Source organism: Paenibacillus sp. sgz302115 (assembly GCF_056120445.1).
This window is the reverse complement of the sequence record NZ_JBVYOK010000023.1, coordinates 59,672-80,087: the sequence shown is the minus strand read 5'-3', so window position 1 is coordinate 80,087 and position 20,416 is coordinate 59,672. Positions and strand designations below refer to the sequence as shown.

Below are 20,416 nucleotides of genomic sequence, written 5' to 3'. Positions count from 1 at the left end.
ATCTAAGCGTGAAGCCCCCCTCAAGATGAGATTTCCCAGCATGTAAGACCCCTTGAAGACGACGAGGTAGATAGGTTGGAGGTGGAAGCACGGTAACGTGTGGAGCTGACCAATACTAATCGGTCGAGGGCTTATCCAAAGAACTAAAACGCAGATTTCGTTTCGGATTCAGTTTTCAGGCGATTAAGTACCTGAGCAGGAAGGTAAACCCTATGGTTTGATATTTTCTTGTAGCGATTTCGAGAAGCGGAAGCTTCGAAAAATCATGTTTGGTGGCGATAGCGGAGGGGTTCCACGCGTACCCATCCCGAACACGACCGTTAAGCCCTCCAGCGCCGATGGTACTTGGACCGAAGGGTCCTGGGAGAGTAGGATGCCGCCAAGCAATTTATGACCACTGTTGAGTCATCGACAGTGGCTTTTTTGCGTTGTGCAGGGTTGTGGAAAACTTGTGGATAATTTTCAGCAAGTGCAGAAAACTTACGCACATGTGGACACGATTATCGAAAACAATCTATCCACTGTTACACTTTTGGCTTGGATTGAATACATATTTATGTGGATACGTCAAGAGAAACTCGAGGGAATACACTGTTTTTGTGGATAAAAAGTGGATATTGTGGATAATGTAGTGGAAATCGTGGATAACTATTTTTTTGTAAAATAATCAATCCGAAATTTGGAGGTAGTACACAGAAACTGTGGATAACTTTGAGCGCATCTTATTTTTCAATTGATTAGCGTACGAGCCCTGGGCTTGATATACTCACATTATGCACTACTATTAACGTAGATGAGGTGAGCGAAAAGTGGAGATCAGACAATTACGGTCCGAGGAATTTGAAGCCAGCTTAAGTCTGTCGGAGTATGCTTTTCAATACAAGGTTAGCGGTGAAGCCAGGGCCGAAGCCCGGATGAAGTTTAAACCGGAGAGAGTATGGGGAATTTTCGAAGACGGAGCTTTAGGCGCTCAGCTGACACTGCTCCCGCTTCAGGTGTACATACAAGGAAGAACTGTACCTATGGGGGGCATCGCCGGTGTGGCAACATGGCCAGAGAACCGCAGACAGGGGCTGGTCGCCAAGCTTTTGAGACATACGCTGCAAACGATGAATCAGGCGGGCCAGACGTTATCTTTTTTACATCCCTTTCTGATTCCCTTTTACCGGAAATTCGGCTGGGAGGTTTACTGTGAGTATAAGAAGTATTCTATTCCCGTAGCCATGTTCCCGCGGAAGACGGAGATTCAGGGGAGCATAAAGCGTGATGCGGCGGAGCTTGAAATTCTGGAACACCTGTATAGCCGTTTTGCCGCCGAATATAATGGAACCCTGCAGCGTGATAGAGACTGGTGGAAACAGAGCGTACTGGATGAAGACACGCATCACTGCGTCTTTTATTCGGAGCTGGGGGAACCGGAAGGATATGTCCTCTATAAAATAGAGAAAAAAGAGCTGGTCATCGATGAATTCATATACTTAAATGAAAAAGCGCGCCAAGGCCTGTGGACATTTCTTGCCAACCATGATTCGATGATAACAGGAGCTTCGCTGAAGCTGGTGCCGTCCGATGATATTCTGCCCTATTTGCTGCCGAACCCGCGGATTCAACAAGAGAATTATCCTTATTTTATGGCACGGATTGTGAATGCCGAAGCGTTTGTGAGCAATTTTTCCTTTAGTGGCCAAAATAGCGTTCAACAGCGTACGCTGTATATCGAAGACGAGCATGCCCCGTGGAATGATGGATTGTGGCAATGGAGTGTAACGGAACAGGGTGAAGCAACGTTAAGCCGTGTAGCAGGAGGTAAGGATACGGCTGATCTAAGCTGTACTATCGGTACACTTACTGTGTTGCTGCTTGGATATAAACGACCATTAGAGCTGGCCCGCTACGGACAATTAACCGGGAAGGCTGAGGCCGTGCAATGGCTGGAGGATATTGTTCCACAATCGAAGACGGCTCTGTTTGATTTTTTCTGATTAGAAGCTTAAGGCTCTCCTCTTCAAAAAAAGAAGCTGGGGAGCTTTTTCCATATATAAATGATGTCCCTAATAACGTATAGGCGGAATACAATGGGACCAAAAAGTAAAAAATAAAAGTAACCCCTTGGAATTCACTGAGAATGTGTTATAATATGAAAAAAGTCAAAGAAAGTCAAAGTCAACGCAAAAGGTACTACAAGCATTGAACACTGGAGGATGAGTGATGCGTAATATCTCTGATATTATCGAACAATATCTGAAGAATATTTTGCATGAAAGTCCCGAAGGTACGGTGGAAATTCAGCGCAATGACCTGGCGGACCAGTTCTCATGCGTACCGTCTCAGATCAATTACGTCATTAGTACACGCTTTACTTTGGAAAAGGGCTATGTAGTGGAGAGCAAACGCGGAGGCGGAGGCTATATTCGGATTCAGCGTTTTGAGCTGCCCCAGAATGTGGCACTGTATGCCCATCTCAACTCTACAATCGGAAAAGATATTGATCAAAATTCCGCCGAAGGGCTGATTTATCAGCTTGAGGAGGCCGGTTTTCTAACCAAGCGTGAAGCGTGCCTCATGCGCGCCGCTGTTTCCCGGGAATGCCTGACGGTTAATCTGCCGTACCGGGATGAGATTCGTGCCAAGCTGATGAAGGCTATGCTTATCTCTTTGTTAGGCAAATAATGCTCAATCTAAGGGAGGGACACCGCTTATGCTGTGCCAGGAATGCGGGGTCAAACCGGCGACGCTCCATTTCACGAAGATTGTGAACGGGGAGAAGACGGAGTTTCATATTTGTGAAAGCTGCGCCCGGGAGAAAGGGGAGCTTATTCCGGGAACAGCGGGAGGCTTCTCCATCCACAGCTTGCTGTCAGGCCTGCTGGATCTTGAAGGAGCAGGCAAGGAGAAAACTGCAGCGGCCCAGACTGTACAGGGTCTGCATTGTGAGAATTGCGGGATGACGTATTCCCAGTTCAGCAAGCTTGGGCGTTTTGGCTGCAGCTCTTGTTATAAATATTTTGACAGTACGCTGGACCCGCTATTCAGACGGGTACATGGCAGCACTGCTCATGTTGGCAAGCTTCCGAAACGGGCAGGAGCCCAGATCATGTGCAAGCGGCAGATTGAAGAGCTGAAGCAGGAACTGCAGCAAAGCATCGTGCAGGAGGAGTTCGAAACTGCAGCTGAGCTGAGGGATCAGATCCGCAGGCTTGAAAAAGAAATGCCGCAAGAGTAAAGTCTTTGATATATAGGGGGGATACGACATGTCAAATCTCCGGTTTACCGAACAAGCGCTTAGTGACTGGATGCGCTGCGGAGGCAGCCATTCTGAGATAGTGATCAGCAGCCGTATGCGTATCGCCCGTAATCTGGAGCACCTTCCCTTCCCGTTGCTGGCCTCGGCAGAGCAGTCGGAGGAAGTGCTGGAGCAGCTAGCTCCTGTATTTCAAGGGGAAGCTAGTGCGGATTTCGGAACCTTTCAACTGCTGAAGCTGGATGAGCTGGATGAGCTGGATAAAAAAGTGCTGGTGGAAAAGCATCTTATCAGCCCTAACCTGGCCAATGACTCACGGGGCGGCGCGGTTATCCTGAATGAGGACGAGTCGGTCAGCATTATGATCAACGAGGAAGACCATCTGCGCATTCAATGCCTGTTCCCCGGTCTGCAGGTTAGAGAGGCTTGGCTGAGGGCGACAGCGATTGATGATATTTTTGAAGGCTCTGTCAATTATGCCTTTGATGATCGCAGAGGGTATTTGACCAGTTGTCCCACTAATGTTGGCACAGGGCTTCGCGCATCGGTGATGGTGCATTTGCCAGCACTGGTGATGACACAGCAAATCAACCGGATTTTATCCGCTGTTAATCAAGTGGGGCTTACGGTAAGAGGAATTTACGGTGAAGGCAGCGAAGCAGTAGGGAACATCTTTCAGATTTCCAACCAAATCACGCTTGGCCAGACTGAAAATGAGATTATTGAGAATCTTCACAGTGTCGTCACCCAGATTATTGAGCATGAGCGTAATGCGCGTGAACGGCTGTTGGCGGAGTCCGCACTGCGGATTACCGATAGAGTTAAACGTTCCTACGGCATTTTGTCTTATGCGGCGGTGATGGAGCTGAAGGAGTCCGCACAGCGGCTCTCTGATGTAAGGCTAGGAGTGGATCTTGGGATTCTGGAAGGGCCTTCGATTTCAGTGCTCAATGAGCTTAACGTTAAGACACAGCCGGGATTTTTGCAAAAAATGTTCGGCGACGAGCTGACAGCTACCGAGAGAGATATGTACCGGGCGAAGCTGCTTCGTGAGACACTGGGATCACAACATTAATTATAGATATTTATTATTCGTGGAGGTGCAGGAGATATGATGTTTGGAAGATTTACGGAACGCGCACAAAAAGTGCTGGCGCTGGCGCAGGAAGAAGCCGTTCGTTTGGGACACAATAATATTGGGACAGAACATATTTTGCTCGGACTGATTCGTGAAGGAGACGGCATAGCCGCTAAGGCATTGATTGGTCTCGGTCTGGGTCTTGAGAAAATTCAGGATGAAGTGGAGACGCTGATTGGCCGTGGACAAGAGCAGCCGACAAACATCGCGTATACTCCTCGCGCCAAAAAAGTTATTGAGCTGTCGATGGATGAAGCCCGCAAGCTGGGTCATACGTATGTTGGTACTGAGCATATCCTGCTCGGACTGATCCGTGAAGGTGAAGGCGTAGCTGCCCGTGTACTGAACAATCTGGGAATCAGCTTGAACAAAGCCCGCCAGCAGGTGCTGCAGCTTCTGGGCAGCAGTGAGGCTACTTCCAGCCACAGCGGTGCTCCAGCCAATGTCAGCACTCCAACGCTGGATGGCCTGGCCCGTGATTTGACCGCTTACGCCAAAGACGGCAATCTTGATCCGGTCATTGGCCGCAGCAAGGAAATTGAGCGCGTGATTCAAGTGCTCAGCCGCCGGACTAAAAATAATCCGGTGCTGATCGGTGAACCTGGGGTAGGTAAAACAGCGATTGCTGAAGGCCTGGCTCAAAAGATCATCAACAATGAAATTCCCGAAACCCTGCGCGACAAACGCGTAATGACCCTGGATATGGGCTCTGTGGTTGCCGGTACGAAATATCGCGGTGAGTTCGAAGACCGCCTCAAAAAAATTATGGATGAGATTCGTCAAGCAGGCAACATCGTGCTCTTCATTGATGAGCTGCATACCCTGATTGGTGCAGGCGGAGCAGAAGGCGCGATTGACGCTTCCAACATCCTGAAGCCTGCCCTGGCCCGTGGAGAACTGCAGTGCATCGGTGCTACCACCCTGGACGAATACCGCAAATATATTGAGAAGGATGCAGCGCTGGAACGCCGCTTCCAGCCGATTACGGTAGACCAGCCTTCTCCGGAAGAAGCTGTACAAATTCTCTACGGTCTTCGTGACCGTTATGAAGCCCATCACCGGGTGAAAATTACGGATGAAGCCATCGTTGAAGCTGTTAAGCTGTCTGACCGCTACATTTCTGACCGCTTCCTGCCGGATAAGGCGATTGACCTGATTGATGAAGCGGGCTCCAAGGTAAGGCTCAACTCTTACACGATACCGCCAAATCTGAAGGAACTGGAAATGCGCCTTGATGATATCCGCAAGGAGAAGGATTCTGCTGTACAGAGCCAAGAGTTCGAAAAGGCTGCTGCACTGCGCGATACGGAGCAGAAAATCCGTGAAGAACTGGATACCACAAAAAATCAATGGAAAGAAAAACAAGGCCGTACCGATTCTCAGGTTACACCGGAGGATATCGCCCAGGTGGTTGCCAGCTGGACGGGAATTCCAGTTAACAAGCTGAAGGAAGAAGAAACCGATCGCCTGCTCAAAATGGAAGATCTGCTCCATGAGCGTGTAATTGGACAGGACGAAGCTGTGAAGGCGGTCAGCCGGGCACTCCGCCGGGCGCGTGCAGGTCTTAAAGACCCTAAACGTCCAATGGGCTCGTTCATCTTCCTCGGACCAACCGGGGTTGGTAAAACCGAGCTGGCGCGGGCACTCGCCGAAGCAATGTTCGGTGACGAAAATGCGGTTATCCGTATTGATATGTCCGAGTACATGGAGAAGCATTCCACCTCTCGTCTGGTCGGAGCGCCTCCAGGGTATGTCGGCTATGAAGAAGGCGGCCAATTGACTGAAAAGGTTCGCCGCAAGCCATATTCCGTTGTATTGCTGGATGAAATCGAGAAGGCCCATCCGGAAGTATTCAATATCCTGCTGCAGGTGCTGGAAGACGGTCGTTTAACCGACTCCAAAGGCCGTGTAGTTGACTTCCGCAACACTCTGATCATTCTAACCTCCAACGTTGGGGCACAGGCGATCAAGAAGAACTCGACACTTGGATTTACGGCTGTACAGGATGCCGGAGCGGATTACAACAACATGAAGGGCAAAGTGATGGAAGAGCTGAAGAAGAGCTTCCGTCCTGAGTTCCTGAACCGTATTGACGAAATTATTGTCTTCCACTCCCTGGAAGAAAAGCATATTGCCGAAATTGTCACACTGATGTCCGAGGAATTGCGCAAGCGGCTGCGTGAATATGATGTGGACTTTATGCTCACAGATGGGGCTAAAGCCTTCCTCGCCAAAGAAGGCTATGATCCTGCTTTCGGTGCGCGTCCTTTGCGCCGGGCGATTCAGAAGCATATCGAAGACCGTCTCTCCGAGGAACTGCTGAAGGGCAACATCAAGAAGGGCGATTCCCTGAAGATTGATGAAGTTGGCGGTGAGCTTGTGGTATCTACCGTGGAACCGCCAGTTGGCGTAGCTTTGGAAAAAGAGGTTGGAACCGAATAAGATGATATTTTGAGCTCTAAGCAATTGAAACAAAGCTCCCGCCTCCTCCGTATAGAGGGGCGGGAGCTTTGTTTGGTTTAGGGGTTATTTTGGCGATCGGTGCATAGAGGTTTAAATTGGCTCTGTTTCAGGCAGGTTAAGGAGGCAGGCCAAAAGTAGATCTTAAGTGACCTTCCGTTAAGTGTGCAGAAATGGTAAACTTTGAATAAGAGAAAATTACCCACAATTTTAGCAAGTTCGGACGGTAAGGAGAACACATGGCCAAACCAAAAACAAAATTTTTCTGCACCGAGTGCGGCTACGAATCGCCGAAGTGGTTCGGCAAATGTCCGGGCTGCCAGGAATGGAATTCCATGGTGGAGGAGACGGAAAGCGTAGTCAAAACACAAGGAATGAACGCACCGATTTTTCAGAGTAAAGAAAAGCCGCAATCAATCATAAATATAGAAAGTGACAAAGAGCCGCGTATCCTGACAGGCATCGGTGAGCTTAACCGTGTGCTTGGCGGGGGGATCGTGCCAGGATCACTTGTGCTTGTAGGAGGCGATCCCGGCATCGGTAAATCGACGCTGCTGCTGCAGACCTCGCACGCGCTGACAACACAGGGATTGCGTGTACTTTATATTTCGGGAGAAGAATCGGTCCGGCAGACCAAACTTCGCGCTGACCGCCTAGGGGCGTTGTCGGCGGAGCTGTATGTATTGTGCGAGACCAATATGGAAAGCATTGAGGAAGCGATTGAGCAAATCCAGCCCCAGTTTCTTGTCATCGACTCGATCCAGACGGTGTTTATGCCGGAGGTAACCAGTGCTCCCGGGAGCGTGACGCAGGTTCGTGAATGTACGACAAGATTCATGCGCATTGCCAAAATTCGCGGAATCGCCACGGTGCTCGTAGGGCATGTCACCAAGGAAGGCGCGATTGCCGGCCCCCGCATGCTGGAGCATATGGTGGATTGCGTGCTTTATTTTGAAGGGGAGCGGCATCATACGTACCGCCTGCTGCGGGCGGTGAAGAACCGCTTTGGTTCAACCAACGAGATCGGGATTTTCGAGATGGGGGAGATTGGGCTTGCCGAGGTGGAGAACCCTTCCGAGCTCTTCTTGTCGGAGCGTCCGCTTGGAGTAGCAGGCTCGGCGGTTGTAGCCAGCATGGAAGGAACAAGACCGGTGCTTGTGGAGCTCCAGGCGCTGGTGGCCGCTACCCACTTCCCTTCACCACGGCGAATGTGCACGGGGATGGATCATCAACGGATGGCGCTGATTATCGCGGTACTGGAGAAGCGGATGGGCATGTTTTTGCAGAATCAGGATGCATACCTCAATGTTGCCGGTGGGGTGAAGCTGGATGAGCCGGCCATTGACTTGGCGGTTGCGGTCAGCATTTCCTCCAGCTTCCGCGATATTTCGACGAAGCCCTATGATGTCTTTTTCGGTGAAGTTGGACTTACGGGAGAAGTAAGGGGCGTTTCGCGTGCGGAGACACGCGTCAAGGAGGCTGCCAAGCTTGGCTTCCGCAGGGTAATTATGCCCGAGAAGAGCATGAAGGGCTGGAAGCATCCGCAGGATATCCAGATTATTGGCGTCAGCACCGTAGCAGATGCACTAAAGGTCGCGTTAGATTAGGGGGCACAGGATATGAAGGAATTAGAAAATATGAACGATCTGCTCAGAATGGCGGCACCGGGAACACCCTTCCGGGAAGGTCTGGAGAATGTGCTGCGGGCGAAGACAGGAGCGCTCATTGTTGTCGGATACAGCCCTGAAGTGATGGAGGTTGTCGACGGCGGATTTTCCATTAACTGCGATTTTTCGCCCAATTATTTATATGAGCTGGCTAAAATGGATGGCGCGATTATTTTAAGCGAGGATTTAAAACGGATTCTCTATGCGAATACGCAGCTGATTCCCGATTCCTCTATCTCGTCAATTGAGACAGGCATCCGTCACCGTACAGCAGAGCGTGTCGCCAAACAAACCGGCAAACTGGTCGTTTCCATTTCCCAGCGGCGCAACATTATTACCCTGTATCAAGGCACTATCCGTTATGCGCTGAAGGAGATCGGGGCGATTCTGGCCAAGGCCAATCAGGCGATTCAAACGCTGGAGAAGTACAGAGCAGTGCTCACCCAAAGCTTAACCAATTTGTCCGCTTCTGAATATGAGGGAATTGTGACAATGGCTGAAGTTGTTGGAGTCATCCAGCGTGTGGAGATGGTGCTGCGGATCAAGATGGAAATTAAACGCTACATCAATGAGCTGGGCAATGAAGGACGCTTAATCAGCATGCAAATGGAAGAACTGGTCGGAAATACAGAGGAAGAAGCATGGCTTTTGTACAGAGACTATGCAAGAGAGGAGCAGGAGGACAAAATCCGTGATATTATCGCCGGACTCAAACGTACCAGTGATGATGATCTGATGGACGACAACCATATTGCCCGTCTGCTCGGATATTCCTCCACAGCGATTTCTTCCGAGGAGGTGGTGACTCCGCGCGGCTACCGCCTGCTTAACAAGATTCCGCGGCTGCCGAATGTGATCATACACAATCTGGTGGAACGGTTTGAAGTGTTGCCTAATCTCATGACGGCAAGTATTGCGGAATTGGATGAGGTGGACGGGATTGGTGAAGTGCGTGCCCGCAATATTCAGGATGGTCTCAAACGTCTGCAGAAGCAAGTTCTTATTGACAGACAAATGTAAATAACATACAATCACGTAATATTGGAACGTTAGTGCTTCAAAGTAAGAAAATAGAGGTGAAGAAATGATACAAAAATCAATTCCGAGTCTGTTTACCATCGGTAACTTGATGCTTGGAATGTTTGGTATCATGATGGCGTTTGACGGCAAGCTGAGCATGGCCGCTATCATGGTGATTATCGCTATGCTGTTAGATGGGCTGGATGGTCGTGTTGCGCGAGCGCTGAAATGTGAAAGCGAATTTGGCAAAGAGCTGGACTCATTATCTGATGTTGTTTCCTTTGGAGTTGCACCGGCGCTTATCATGTATATTACAAGCCTGCAGGAATTGAATTCTGCATTAGGCTGGACCGTTGCGGCGATTTTTCCGGTATTCGGTGCACTTCGCCTGGCCCGCTTTAATGTTCGTCCGGGGATTCCGGGCTATTTCGTGGGACTGCCTATTCCGGCTGCGGGTGGAGTACTTGCTACATTAGCGCTTTTTCATAAAGATGTATCGGCTCCGTTTATGATTATAGCTACGCTGTTGTTGTCTTATCTCATGGTCAGCACAGTTAAATATCCGAATTTCAAAAAAGTTGGACTGCCCAAAAAGGCGATTGTAGGTGCGCCGGCAGTCATTGTCTTGGCCGTCGCAGTTGCAGTGATTTTCCCTGAGCAGATCGGCAAGGTTATCTTTGTTCTGCTCGCGTTATATGCCTTATACGGCTTCAAGCAAAATATTGACCGGTTGACAGCACGCCGTCACCGCCGCCGCAGACCACGTTCGGAAGACAAAATTTATCATTCCAAGAACGGCTAATTTACAGCACAAAAAGGCTTTGCCATCCCTGAACTCAGTGGACGGCAAAGCCTTTTTGCGGTTAAGCGGATGAAGGAGAGCGCGGCAGTTCTGGTCAGGAGAAATTAAACAATCCGAGTGTAGCGCACTTCTGCGATTCCTTTTTCACAACCTCGTCCATATTAATGTCAAGCAGGTTGCACAGCGCTGACATATAGAACAGCTCACGGCCCAGCTCTGAGGCGACTACCTCACGGCAATTCTCGCACAGCTCGCCTTCGAGATGAGTTCCCGCGAGTTCTTTGGCTTGCTCAAGCCCTAAAGCAGGCTCGAATACCTGCTTCTTGGCATGCAGTTGAATACAACCGCATTCTGTAATGGCTTTGACAACTGCTCGATTAACGGAAGCGCTGCTCTGCCCGTTCTTGGACATTACATCCAGAAGACTGCGGTGACGGAGCAATAGTTCGGAGACTTGATCCTGGAAGGCCTGTAAACTTGGTGCGCTCATTTTCCATTCACCCCTGGGTTCATAATTGAGTTCATTATATGTCAGGCCCTCCCTTATTTTCAACCAAGAACAGAAGTTTCCGTGGCCCCAGCACAACCGATAATGAACAGGTTAAGAAAAAATAACGGTCTTCCGGATTATCGTCCAAAAAATTGGAACATACTGGTGAGGTATAGATCATTTTGGATGAATAAAAGGAGGTGCCTGAGGTTATGTGGAAAAAAGTGATTTTGACGCTTGCCGCGTTATGCGGGGCTTGGTCCGGTTATACGCTATACCATGCGGCAGAGAGAGGATTCCCGGCAGGAATGGAAAAACTGGGGGAAAGCCTGCCTGTGCAAGGAAGCATTTTATTTGCGGTGCTGGGTGCCATCATTTTTTTGTTTGCGGTGACTTTATGCGCGGAGTGGGGAGGCTCAAAACTGCGGGAGGCGGTGCTGTACTGTTCGCGCATACCGATGAACGAATTGGCTGCAGGCGTCGCAGGGCTCACGGGAGGGCTTCTGTTGTCACTGCTGCTGTATCCGGCCATGGCTTGGCTTGGGAAGGCGGGGGAGCTGCTGCAGGTGGCAGTTACGATGACTCTTGGCTATATGGGGCTGCGGATCGGACTGGAAAAGAAAGAAGAGCTGGCTCTGCTGTGGACCACCGGACGCTGGGGACAGGCGGCTGAACCGGAGGGACGAGGCCTGGAGGAGCATAAAATCCTCGATACGAGCGTCATTATCGACGGACGGATTGCCGATATTTGCAAAACGGGATTTATCGAAGGGACGATTGTCATTCCGGAATTCGTTCTGGAAGAGCTCCAGCATATTGCCGATTCTTCGGATCTGCTGAAACGCAACCGCGGGCGGCGCGGGCTCGATATTCTCAACAAAATCCAAAAAGAGCTTGATGTGAAGGTGCTGATCTACGAAGGCGATTTCGAAGAAATTTCCGAGGTGGACAGCAAGCTGGTCAAGCTGGCTAAGGTGCTGCGCGGCAAGGTAGTTACCAATGATTTTAACCTCAACAAGGTATGTGAGCTTCAAGGGGTGTCGGTGCTGAATATCAATGACCTCGCTAATGCGGTGAAGCCGGTTGTGCTGCCTGGCGAAGAAATTATTGTTCAGGTCATTAAGGATGGCAAGGAGCATGGACAAGGTGTGGCTTATCTCGATGATGGAACAATGATCGTGGTGGAAGGCGGACGCGAATATATAGGCACTACCATGGAGGTTCTGGTGACCAGTGTGCTTCAGACTTCGGCCGGACGGATGATCTTTGCCAAACCGAAGCTGATGGAAAAGGCGCAATAATCGGATTCGAGGCTCTGAAGCTGTCCAAATGGGTTGGAAATGGCCGCCAAACACGTTATGATGGGGATATACGTGAGGACAGGAGAAGACAGAATGCCAAACAGTGTGGGCGTCGTGATCGTGGCGGCGGGCAGAGGGACAAGAATGGGGACTGAAGAGAGCAAGCAGTATTTGCTCCTGCAGGGCAAACCGATAATCGTTCATACCCTTGAGGTATTTCAGCGGCATCCGCTTATTTCTGAAATCGTGCTCGTTACAGGAGAAGGGGATGTGGAGCGCTGTCAGGAATGGATTAAGACCTACAAGCTCGGCAAAGTAGCCGCTGTAGTAGCCGGAGGCTCCGAACGTCAGCATTCCGTCTATCGGGGGCTGGGGAGCCTTAGGACAACCTGGGTGATGGTGCATGACGGTGTCCGTCCGTTTGTGCAGGCGAAGGAGATTACAGCCTGCTACGAGCGTGCCCGGGAGATTGGTGCGTCGGTGCTCGCTGTGCCGGTAAAAGATACGATCAAGCAGGTGAACACAGAAGGCAAAGTGCTGTCCACGCCTGATCGGCGAAGTCTGTGGGCGATTCAGACCCCGCAGACTTTTCGTCTTTCTGAATTGCTGACTGCCTACGAGGAGGCGGAGCGTGACGGGTTTCTCGGCACCGATGATTCAAGCCTGGCAGAGCGCAGCGGTATTCCGGTTGGTGTAGTGGAGGGAAGCTACGGAAATATTAAGATTACTACGCCGGAAGATCTCGATTTTGCTGAATTTACACAACGAAACAGGGGAGAGGTACAAACATGATTGCTGTAGGACAAGGGTTTGATGTACACCAGCTGGTGGAAGGAAGGCCATGCATTATTGGCGGAGTTACCATTCCTTATGAAAAAGGCTTGCTCGGGCATTCTGATGCCGATGTGCTGCTGCATGCAGTGAGCGATGCTATTCTTGGGGCGCTGGGACTTGGAGATATCGGCAGACATTTTCCCGATACCGACCCGGCTTTTAAGGATGCGGACAGCCTGAAGCTGCTGGAGCATGTGTGGGCGCTGGCCCGCGAGCGCGGCTATAAGCTGGGAAATATTGATTCTACCATCATTGCCCAGAAGCCGAAGATGGCGCCGTATATCCCGCAAATGACCGAGATTATTGCCAAGGCGCTGGGTGCCGAGATATCAAGAGTGAATGTAAAAGCAACCACTACCGAACAGCTAGGCTTTACCGGACGCGGTGAAGGAATTGCGGCACAATCTATTGTCTGTCTGCTCCAAGATGTGATATCATCATGAGATGGCTGTATGCAGCCTAATATTAATCATTAACCATTATGAAGCGGAGGGAATGACATGGCGGATCAAGTCCGGGTGCGTTACGCACCAAGCCCTACGGGACATTTACATATCGGAAATGCCAGAACGGCGTTGTTCAACTATTTGTTTGCCCGTAATCTGGGAGGCAAATTCATTATCCGGATCGAAGATACGGACGTGAAGCGCAATATCGCCGAAGGCGAAGAAAGCCAGCTTAAGTATTTGAAATGGCTGGGAATGGATTGGGATGAAAGCGTCGATGTCGGCGGAGAATACGGACCTTACCGTCAGACAGAGCGTCTCGATCTGTACCGTGTGCATTGGCAGGATCTATTGGACCGCGGCCTTGCATACCGTTGCTACTGCACTGAAGAGGAGCTAGAAGCGGAACGCGAAGAACAGACGGCCCGTGGTGAAACTCCGCGTTATTCAGGCAAGCACCGTAATTTGACTGAAGAGCAGCGTCTTGCCTATGAAGCGGAAGGACGCGTAGCCAGCATCCGTTTCCGGGTGCCGGAGGACCGCACTTATACCTTTGATGATATCGTAAAAGGCAGCATTTCTTTTAATTCCAAAGAAATGGGCGATTTTGTAATTGTGAAGAAGGATGGAATACCAACCTATAACTTTGCCGTAGCCGTGGATGACCATCTGATGGATATCTCTCATGTGCTGCGCGGAGAAGATCACATTTCCAACACGCCGCGCCAGTTGATGATCTATGAAGCCCTTGGCTGGGAAGCGCCGCTGTTTGGCCACATGACCCTGATTGTCGGTGATGATCACAAGAAGCTGAGCAAACGGAATGAATCAATTATTCAGTTCATTGAGCAATATGATCAACTGGGCTATCTGCCGGAAGCGCTATTCAACTTCATTGCACTGCTTGGCTGGTCGCCGGAAGGTGAAGAGGAGATTTTCAGCAAAGAAGGGCTGATCTCGATCTTCAACGCGAACCGTCTCTCCAAGAGCCCGGCGGTATTCGATACGAACAAGCTGGCTCATTTGAATAATCACTATATCAAGCATGCTGATCCAAAGCGGATCGCTGCGCTCGCCATTCCTCATTTGCAAAAAGCGGGAAGATTGCCGGCGACGCTTAACGAAGAACAGCAGGCTTGGGCGGAAAGTCTGGTTGCGCTGTACCAGGAGCAGATGACTTCTGCTTCGAATATTGTGGAGCTATCCGAACTGTTTTTCCGCAGCCACGTGGAGCTTGAGTCGGAGGAAGCCGCTCAGATTCTTGCTGAGAGCCAGGTACCTGTGGTTCTGTCCGCTTTCCTTGCCAAAGTAGAGGCGACGGATGATTTCACACCGGCAAATATGGCCGTCTTGATCAAAGAAGTGCAGAAGGAGACAGGACATAAGGGCAAAGCGCTGTTTATGCCGATTCGTGTCGCTTTGACCGGACAAACGCATGGCCGTGATTTGAATGCAACGATTGTGCTGCTCGGCCGGGGCCAGGTCATTGAACGTCTGAAATCGCAAATTAAAGAGGCTTAGAACGGGATAACCAGATGGGCAGCCCCTTGTCAGGCCTTAGTCTTTTCGCTAAGATAGAAGAATATAATAATAGCTGGGATCAGGAAAAGTACGCGTATAAGGACAATTGCCAGAGAGAATAACCGCTAAGGGATATTTCCTTACAGGCTGGGAGTTATTCATTTGTCCGCCGCTGAACATGCGCCTGTGAGCTGCACGGTTGAGCATTTCTGCCTGGAATGTTAGACCGTGCCGGGAACGTTGCCGTTACAGACGCCAAGAGGGATGGAGCATTTACTGGCCAGGCATCATCAAGACAGTGAATTTGCAAAAGTCCAAGCAGAGTGGAACCGCGGTTATACGTCTCTGCAGCTTTATGCTGCAGGGGCGTTTTTTGTTGAAATTTCGGGGAGTAGTGTTCATTTCAAACCAAGGCTCACAGGATGCGTACAGATAGAAAGCGTGGGCCGGAGACAATACCTTCCTCATGCGTACCTGTAAACAGGAGGCGGGGAAGCCAAAGAAGAGGGGAACCGTGATGTTTAAGCATATCAAATCGGACATTCGGGCAGTATTCGACAACGATCCCGCAGCCCGCAGCTGGTTCGAGGTTGTCTTCACCTATGCCGGACTTCACGCCATTTGGGCGCACCGGCTCGCGCATTTTTTTTACAAGCGGCGCTGGTTTACGCTCGCACGAATCGTTTCCCAAATCAGCAGGTTCATGACCGGTGTTGAAATCCATCCTGGCGCTACCATCGGCAGCAGATTGTTTATCGATCATGGCATGGGAATTGTCATCGGAGAAACCTGTGAAATTGGTGATGATGTTATTATCTATCAAGGGGTTACGCTTGGAGGAACCGGGAAGGAAAAGGGGAAGCGGCATCCCACCGTCGGCAACAATGTTGTTATTGGCTCAGGCGCGAAAGTACTGGGATCGTTCCGGATCGGCGATAATTGCAATATCGGCTCCAATTCGGTGGTTCTGCGCGAAGTGCCGAGCAACAGCACCGTGGTTGGCAATCCTGGCCGGGTGGTCAAGCGCAACGGGGAACGGGTATCCGACCGCCTTGACCATACCAAGATGCCGGACCCGCTTATCGACTCCCTGCGCTTCCTGCAGAAAGAGATCGAGGAGATCAGAGAGCAGCTAGGCACAGAAGACAAGCAAAAACAAGAGCAGCGCAGGCTGGAAAGCCAGCAATATATCGGCGATTACGAAATATAATCAGGAAGGATTGGGAAAAGAATGGCTTTGCAAATCTACAACACAATGTCCCGCAGCAAGGAACTGTTTGCGCCGCAGGAACCAGGCAAGGTGAAAATGTACGTATGCGGTCCGACGGTTTACGGATATATGCATATTGGAAATGCCAGACCGATTATCGTTTTTGATATGGTGCGAAACTACCTGGAGCATATCGGCAATGAAGTGCAGTATATTACGAATTTCACGGATGTAGACGACAAGCTGATCCGCAAAGCGGAGGAAATGAACACCACTGTAGCTGAGGTAGCGGAGACTTTTATTGCGGCCTACAGTGAAGATATCGCGGGCCTGGGCGTGAAGCCGGCAACAATGAATCCGCGTGTAACGCAGAGCATGGACCTGATCATCGAGTTCATCAAGGAGCTTGAGGAGAAAGGCTACGCTTATGAAAACGGGGGCGACGTCTACTACCGTACAGCAAAATTTGCCGATTACGGCAAGCTGTCCCGCCAGAACCTGGAGGAGCTGCACTTCGGCATCCGGGTGGAAGTGGATTCACGCAAAGAAAAGCCTGAGGATTTTGTGCTCTGGAAGGCAGCCAAACCGGGCGAAGTTCACTGGCACAGCCCTTGGGGCGACGGACGTCCCGGCTGGCATATTGAGTGCTCGGCTATGGCCCGCGAATTTCTTGGCGACACTATTGATATCCACGGCGGCGGGCAGGATCTGCAGTTCCCGCATCATGAATGCGAATGCGCCCAGACAGAAGCGTTAACAGGCAAGCCGCTCTCCAACTACTGGATGCACAACGGATTTATTAATATCGGCGACGAAAAAATGTCGAAATCGCTCGGCAACGGTCATCTTGTAAAAGACATCCGCGAACGCTTCAAAGCCGGGACCATCCGTTATTTCATGCTCTCCACGCATTACCGCAATCCGCTGAATTTCACGGAAGAATCCATGCTGTCTGCTGAAAAAAGCGCTGAGCGTATTGCTCTTGCTGAGAGCAATGTGAAGCATCGGCTGGAGCTTGATCCAGCAGGTGCCGAAGGAGAGGCCAGCGGGCAGATCACGGAGCGCTTGTCAGCGATCATTAACAATTTCCATGCCAAAATGCAGGATGACTTCAACACGCCGGATGCGATTACGGCGGTGTTCGATTGGGTGAGCCTTGCGAACAACACACTTGCGAATACAGAGGCGCTGTCCGCAGACTTTGCCGCACTGCTGAAGGCTTTTGCCGAGATGAATGCGGTGCTGCGCCTTACTCCAGACCATGATGATGAGGTTGCCGGTGAAGAAGTGGAGCGTCTGATTGCTGAGCGGGCGGAGGCGCGCAAAAATAAGAACTGGAGCCGTTCCGATGAGATCCGCGATGAGCTGAACGCCATGGGCATCCTGCTAGAGGACACTCCGCAAGGCATGCGGTGGCGGCGGAAATGAGCGGGCCATTTCAACCAGAGAGCGCCTGGTTTCCCTATGAGCCTTCCAAGCAGGCCCGGCTGCTCCCGCCGCTCGTACTGGCGTATGCGGGGGATGCCATTTACGAAGTGGCGGTCCGCCAGTATCTGATATCGCTGCCGAACCTGCGCCCGAACCATTTGCACCGTGCAGCGACAGGATTAGTCTCGGCCAAAGCGCAGAGCACAATTCTGGCTTATCTTGAGCCGATGCTTACCGATGAGGAGAAGGAGGTTGCACGGCAAGGGCGGAATGCCAAGTCGGGGACAATTCCGAAAAATGCCGATGTGCTGGAATACCGCCACGCCACCGGGTTCGAATGTCTGATCGGCTATTTGTATTACACAGGCCAGCAGGCCAGAATACAAGAAATCGTTCACAGCAGCTTACAATACATGATGAACCGGCCGAAGTAAGGCTTTTTCGGGATATAGATTTATAGATTAGGAGGCATGAACATGGAAGAATTGAAGACAGAAGAGGAAGTGCTCGCTGGCAAGCATTCAGTGCTTGAAGCGCTTCGTGCCGGCCGCACCCTTAATAAAATATGGATTGCCGAAACGGCACAAAAGCATTTGACTGCACCGATTATCGCCGAAGCACGCAAAGCTGGGATTGTGATCCAGCATGTGGATAAAAGAAAGCTGGACCAGCTTGCTCCGGGAGTGCAGCATCAGGGAGTAGTTGCACAGGCTGCGCCGTTTGCTTATGCCGAGGTGGCAGATATTCTGGCAGCGGCAGAAGCCAAGGGGGAACCGCCGTTTCTTATTTTGCTGGATGAAATCGAAGATCCGCACAATCTGGGTTCTATTCTGCGTACCGCCGATTGCACCGGTGTGCATGGAGTTATTGTTCCCAAACGGCGTTCAGCGCAGATAACAGCTACCGTATCCAAAACCTCCGCAGGTGCTGTGGAATATGTGCCAGTTGCAAGGGTAACAAATCTCGGACAGACGATCGACCGGCTCAAGGAGCTGGGGGTCTGGGTAGTCGGCACCGATGTGGATACAGATCAGAATCTGTATGCCTCTGATATTTTTACTGGTCCGGTGGCTGTGGTGATCGGCAACGAGAATAAAGGGATGGGCCGTTTGATCCGGGAAAAATGCGATGTTCTGCTGAAGCTGCCTATGGCCGGAAAGATCAATTCGCTAAATGCTTCAGTCGCTGCAGGCGTTGTTATGTATGAGGTGCTGCGCCGCCGGCATCAGCAAGGGTAGCGATGGCTGACTGGCGTGATATTCTGCTTGTGGACGGATACAATATGATCGGCGGCTGGCCTGATCTTGCCGCATTGTCACAGACCGGCATGCAGGAAGCGCGCGACAGACTGCTGGATTTACTGGCAGATTATCAGGCATTCTCCGGGCTGCGTGTCATTGCCGTGTTCGATGCTTACCGTGTGCCTGGCCTCGGGCGTTCCTTTGTGCAGGGGAAAGTGCAGGTGTTCTTCACCAAGGAAAAAGAGACTGCGGATGAATGCATCGAGCGGCTAGTTGGTGAGTTCAGTCACCGCAGGCGGCAGATTCACGTAGCCACCAGTGATTTTATTGAGCAGCATGTCATTTTTGCCCAAGGCGCACTGCGGATATCCGCCCGGGAACTGCGGATAGCGATCGAAGAGAATCAGAAGCAGGTCAAGAAAGCAATCGAACCCCGGAGCATCAGCTCCAAACGGAATTCCTTGGAAGAAAAGCTGCCGCCTGAAATGCGCAAACGGCTGGAGGACTGGCGTCGTCAATGAAACTGCCGTGAGCTGTAGCATCTCTGGACGAAATGACATAAAATGTTATTGAAGATTGTTTTTGGACAATATGCGGTTGACGTTGTAAGGTAACATAATATATACTGGTCCTATATTTCGCGAAGTAACGATGTGTCTTGCGTTGCAGCCGGGGGGATTCTTGGTGAGTGTCGACCTCAAGGAAATAATGCTGTCCGAGTATGATTTCATAAGCGATGAAGAAATTGTCGAGATCTTCCGTGGTGGCGACAGTGGCGCATTGGAGCATTTAATTAACAAGTACCGTAACTTTGTCCGTGCCAAGGCCCGCTCGTATTTTCTGATTGGGGCAGACCGTGAAGATATTGTGCAGGAAGGCATGATCGGCTTATATAAGGCAATTCGTGACTTCAAGGGCGACAAGCTCTCTTCATTCAAGGCATTTGCCGAGCTCTGCATTACCCGCCAGATTATTACCGCCATTAAGACAGCTACCCGCCAGAAGCATATTCCGCTCAATTCTTATGTCTCTTTGGACAAGCCCATTTATGATGAGGATTCTGACCGGACATTGATGGATGTCATTTGCGGAACCCAGGTGCTCGATCCTGAGGAGCTGATTATCAATCAGGAAGAATTCATCGGCCTGGAAGATAAGATGGCGGAAATTTTGAGCGATTTGGAACGCAAGGTTCTGATGCTCTATCTGGACGGACGATCCTATCAGGAGATTGCTGAGGATTTGAAGCGGCATGTGAAGTCAATTGACAACGCTTTGCAGCGAGTGAAACGTAAATTGGAAAGATATCTGGAAGTGCGTGACAATTGATGATATAATGAACAGGAAAGGCTCGGACATCGAGTCTTTTTTTAGTGCATTAAGATATTTCAGTTGAAATGACAGGATTTTGGCCGCTTGACATTGACAGCAGGTTTATAGACTGATTGAATGCTCCATAATGGTAAGTAGGAACGGCTATGCCGTAAGAGAAGCATTAATTAATGCCCTTTCGAAACATGGTAAAGGAAATGCCAAAGATGACATACGGCGCAAGGCTGGAGCACCCGAAATTACCCAAGTGCGATGGGGAATTCTTTCGTTGACACAGCAGTTGAC

19 protein-coding genes and 2 rRNA genes are annotated in these 20,416 nt (G+C 50.5%); 20 read left to right on the top strand and 1 reads right to left on the bottom strand.

All coding sequences use genetic code 11. The annotated features are described in order from the left end of the window. The 10 genes from AC0LWN_RS27875 to pssA all read left to right on the top strand — a co-directional run. Nucleotides 1-139: ribosomal RNA gene (locus AC0LWN_RS27875) — 23S ribosomal RNA — on the top strand; the annotation flags it as partial. A gap of 129 nt (nucleotides 140-268) precedes the next feature. Further along, nucleotides 269-385, top strand: a 5S ribosomal RNA gene (gene rrf / locus AC0LWN_RS27870). Between the two features lie 424 nt (nucleotides 386-809). After that, complete coding sequence (locus AC0LWN_RS27865) at nucleotides 810-1,982, top strand: GNAT family N-acetyltransferase (RefSeq protein ID WP_474671119.1); 1,173 nt, start codon at nucleotides 810-812, stop codon at nucleotides 1,980-1,982. Nucleotides 1,983-2,208: 226 nt separating this feature from the next. Then, nucleotides 2,209-2,670, top strand: coding sequence for a CtsR family transcriptional regulator (locus AC0LWN_RS27860; protein WP_019908184.1), 462 nt, complete (start codon nucleotides 2,209-2,211; stop codon nucleotides 2,668-2,670). A gap of 28 nt (nucleotides 2,671-2,698) precedes the next feature. Beyond that, nucleotides 2,699-3,223 (top strand): protein-arginine kinase activator protein McsA, encoded by a 525-nt coding sequence (gene mcsA / locus AC0LWN_RS27855; RefSeq protein WP_474671117.1) that lies wholly within the window; start codon nucleotides 2,699-2,701, stop codon nucleotides 3,221-3,223. 28 nt (nucleotides 3,224-3,251) lie between these two features. Further along, nucleotides 3,252-4,316, top strand: coding sequence for a protein-arginine kinase McsB (gene mcsB, locus AC0LWN_RS27850; RefSeq protein ID WP_458967422.1), 1,065 nt, complete (start codon nucleotides 3,252-3,254; stop codon nucleotides 4,314-4,316). Between the two features lie 36 nt (nucleotides 4,317-4,352). Then, on the top strand, nucleotides 4,353-6,821 hold the full coding sequence (clpC, locus tag AC0LWN_RS27845; protein WP_474671115.1) for an ATP-dependent protease ATP-binding subunit ClpC: 2,469 nt from the start codon (nucleotides 4,353-4,355) through the stop codon (nucleotides 6,819-6,821). 257 nt (nucleotides 6,822-7,078) lie between these two features. Beyond that, nucleotides 7,079-8,446, top strand: a complete 1,368-nt coding sequence (gene radA, locus AC0LWN_RS27840) for a DNA repair protein RadA (RefSeq protein WP_474671113.1) — start codon at nucleotides 7,079-7,081, stop codon at nucleotides 8,444-8,446. A 12-nt stretch (nucleotides 8,447-8,458) separates the two neighbouring features. Beyond that, nucleotides 8,459-9,526: a DNA integrity scanning diadenylate cyclase DisA gene (gene disA, locus AC0LWN_RS27835; RefSeq protein ID WP_458967419.1), complete on the top strand. Its 1,068-nt coding sequence runs from the start codon at nucleotides 8,459-8,461 to the stop codon at nucleotides 9,524-9,526. 64 nt (nucleotides 9,527-9,590) lie between these two features. Further along, entirely contained in the window at nucleotides 9,591-10,328 is a 738-nt protein-coding gene (gene pssA / locus AC0LWN_RS27830; protein WP_458967418.1) for a CDP-diacylglycerol--serine O-phosphatidyltransferase, read from the top strand. A gap of 94 nt (nucleotides 10,329-10,422) precedes the next feature. On the opposite strand, the gene AC0LWN_RS27825 is transcribed toward pssA, so the two are convergent. Further along, nucleotides 10,423-10,818 (bottom strand): nucleoside triphosphate pyrophosphohydrolase family protein, encoded by a 396-nt coding sequence (locus AC0LWN_RS27825; protein WP_474671111.1) that lies wholly within the window; start codon nucleotides 10,816-10,818, stop codon nucleotides 10,423-10,425. A 212-nt stretch (nucleotides 10,819-11,030) separates the two neighbouring features. Here AC0LWN_RS27825 and AC0LWN_RS27820 point away from each other — a divergent pair, with 212 nt between their 5' ends. From AC0LWN_RS27820 to sigH, 10 genes are all read left to right on the top strand, one after another. Continuing rightward, nucleotides 11,031-12,119 carry a PIN/TRAM domain-containing protein gene (locus AC0LWN_RS27820; RefSeq protein WP_474671109.1) on the top strand — a complete coding sequence of 363 codons (1,089 nt, stop codon included), beginning with the start codon at nucleotides 11,031-11,033 and terminating at the stop codon, nucleotides 12,117-12,119. Between the two features lie 93 nt (nucleotides 12,120-12,212). After that, nucleotides 12,213-12,911 (top strand): 2-C-methyl-D-erythritol 4-phosphate cytidylyltransferase, encoded by a 699-nt coding sequence (gene ispD / locus AC0LWN_RS27815; protein ID WP_474671107.1) that lies wholly within the window; start codon nucleotides 12,213-12,215, stop codon nucleotides 12,909-12,911. Continuing rightward, on the top strand, nucleotides 12,908-13,396 hold the full coding sequence (ispF, locus tag AC0LWN_RS27810; protein WP_474671105.1) for a 2-C-methyl-D-erythritol 2,4-cyclodiphosphate synthase: 489 nt from the start codon (nucleotides 12,908-12,910) through the stop codon (nucleotides 13,394-13,396). The genes ispD and ispF overlap by 4 nt, the downstream gene beginning before the upstream one ends. Before the next feature lie 57 nt (nucleotides 13,397-13,453). After that, nucleotides 13,454-14,920: a glutamate--tRNA ligase gene (gltX, locus tag AC0LWN_RS27805; RefSeq protein WP_474671103.1), complete on the top strand. Its 1,467-nt coding sequence runs from the start codon at nucleotides 13,454-13,456 to the stop codon at nucleotides 14,918-14,920. A gap of 517 nt (nucleotides 14,921-15,437) precedes the next feature. Then, entirely contained in the window at nucleotides 15,438-16,130 is a 693-nt protein-coding gene (gene cysE / locus AC0LWN_RS27800) for a serine O-acetyltransferase (protein WP_458967413.1), read from the top strand. 21 nt (nucleotides 16,131-16,151) lie between these two features. Further along, nucleotides 16,152-17,558 carry a cysteine--tRNA ligase gene (gene cysS, locus AC0LWN_RS27795; RefSeq protein ID WP_458967412.1) on the top strand — a complete coding sequence of 469 codons (1,407 nt, stop codon included), beginning with the start codon at nucleotides 16,152-16,154 and terminating at the stop codon, nucleotides 17,556-17,558. Then, on the top strand, nucleotides 17,555-17,992 hold the full coding sequence (locus tag AC0LWN_RS27790; protein WP_474671101.1) for a Mini-ribonuclease 3: 438 nt from the start codon (nucleotides 17,555-17,557) through the stop codon (nucleotides 17,990-17,992). The genes cysS and AC0LWN_RS27790 overlap by 4 nt, the downstream gene beginning before the upstream one ends. A gap of 42 nt (nucleotides 17,993-18,034) precedes the next feature. Further along, nucleotides 18,035-18,796, top strand: a complete 762-nt coding sequence (gene rlmB / locus AC0LWN_RS27785; protein ID WP_458967410.1) for a 23S rRNA (guanosine(2251)-2'-O)-methyltransferase RlmB — start codon at nucleotides 18,035-18,037, stop codon at nucleotides 18,794-18,796. A 2-nt stretch (nucleotides 18,797-18,798) separates the two neighbouring features. Next, the gene (locus AC0LWN_RS27780) at nucleotides 18,799-19,320 is read left to right on the top strand and encodes an NYN domain-containing protein (RefSeq protein ID WP_474671099.1); all 522 of its coding nucleotides are present in this window, start codon (nucleotides 18,799-18,801) and stop codon (nucleotides 19,318-19,320) included. A gap of 163 nt (nucleotides 19,321-19,483) precedes the next feature. Further along, nucleotides 19,484-20,128 carry an RNA polymerase sporulation sigma factor SigH gene (gene sigH / locus AC0LWN_RS27775; protein ID WP_019908203.1) on the top strand — a complete coding sequence of 215 codons (645 nt, stop codon included), beginning with the start codon at nucleotides 19,484-19,486 and terminating at the stop codon, nucleotides 20,126-20,128. The last annotated feature ends 288 nt before the right edge of the window (nucleotides 20,129-20,416 follow it).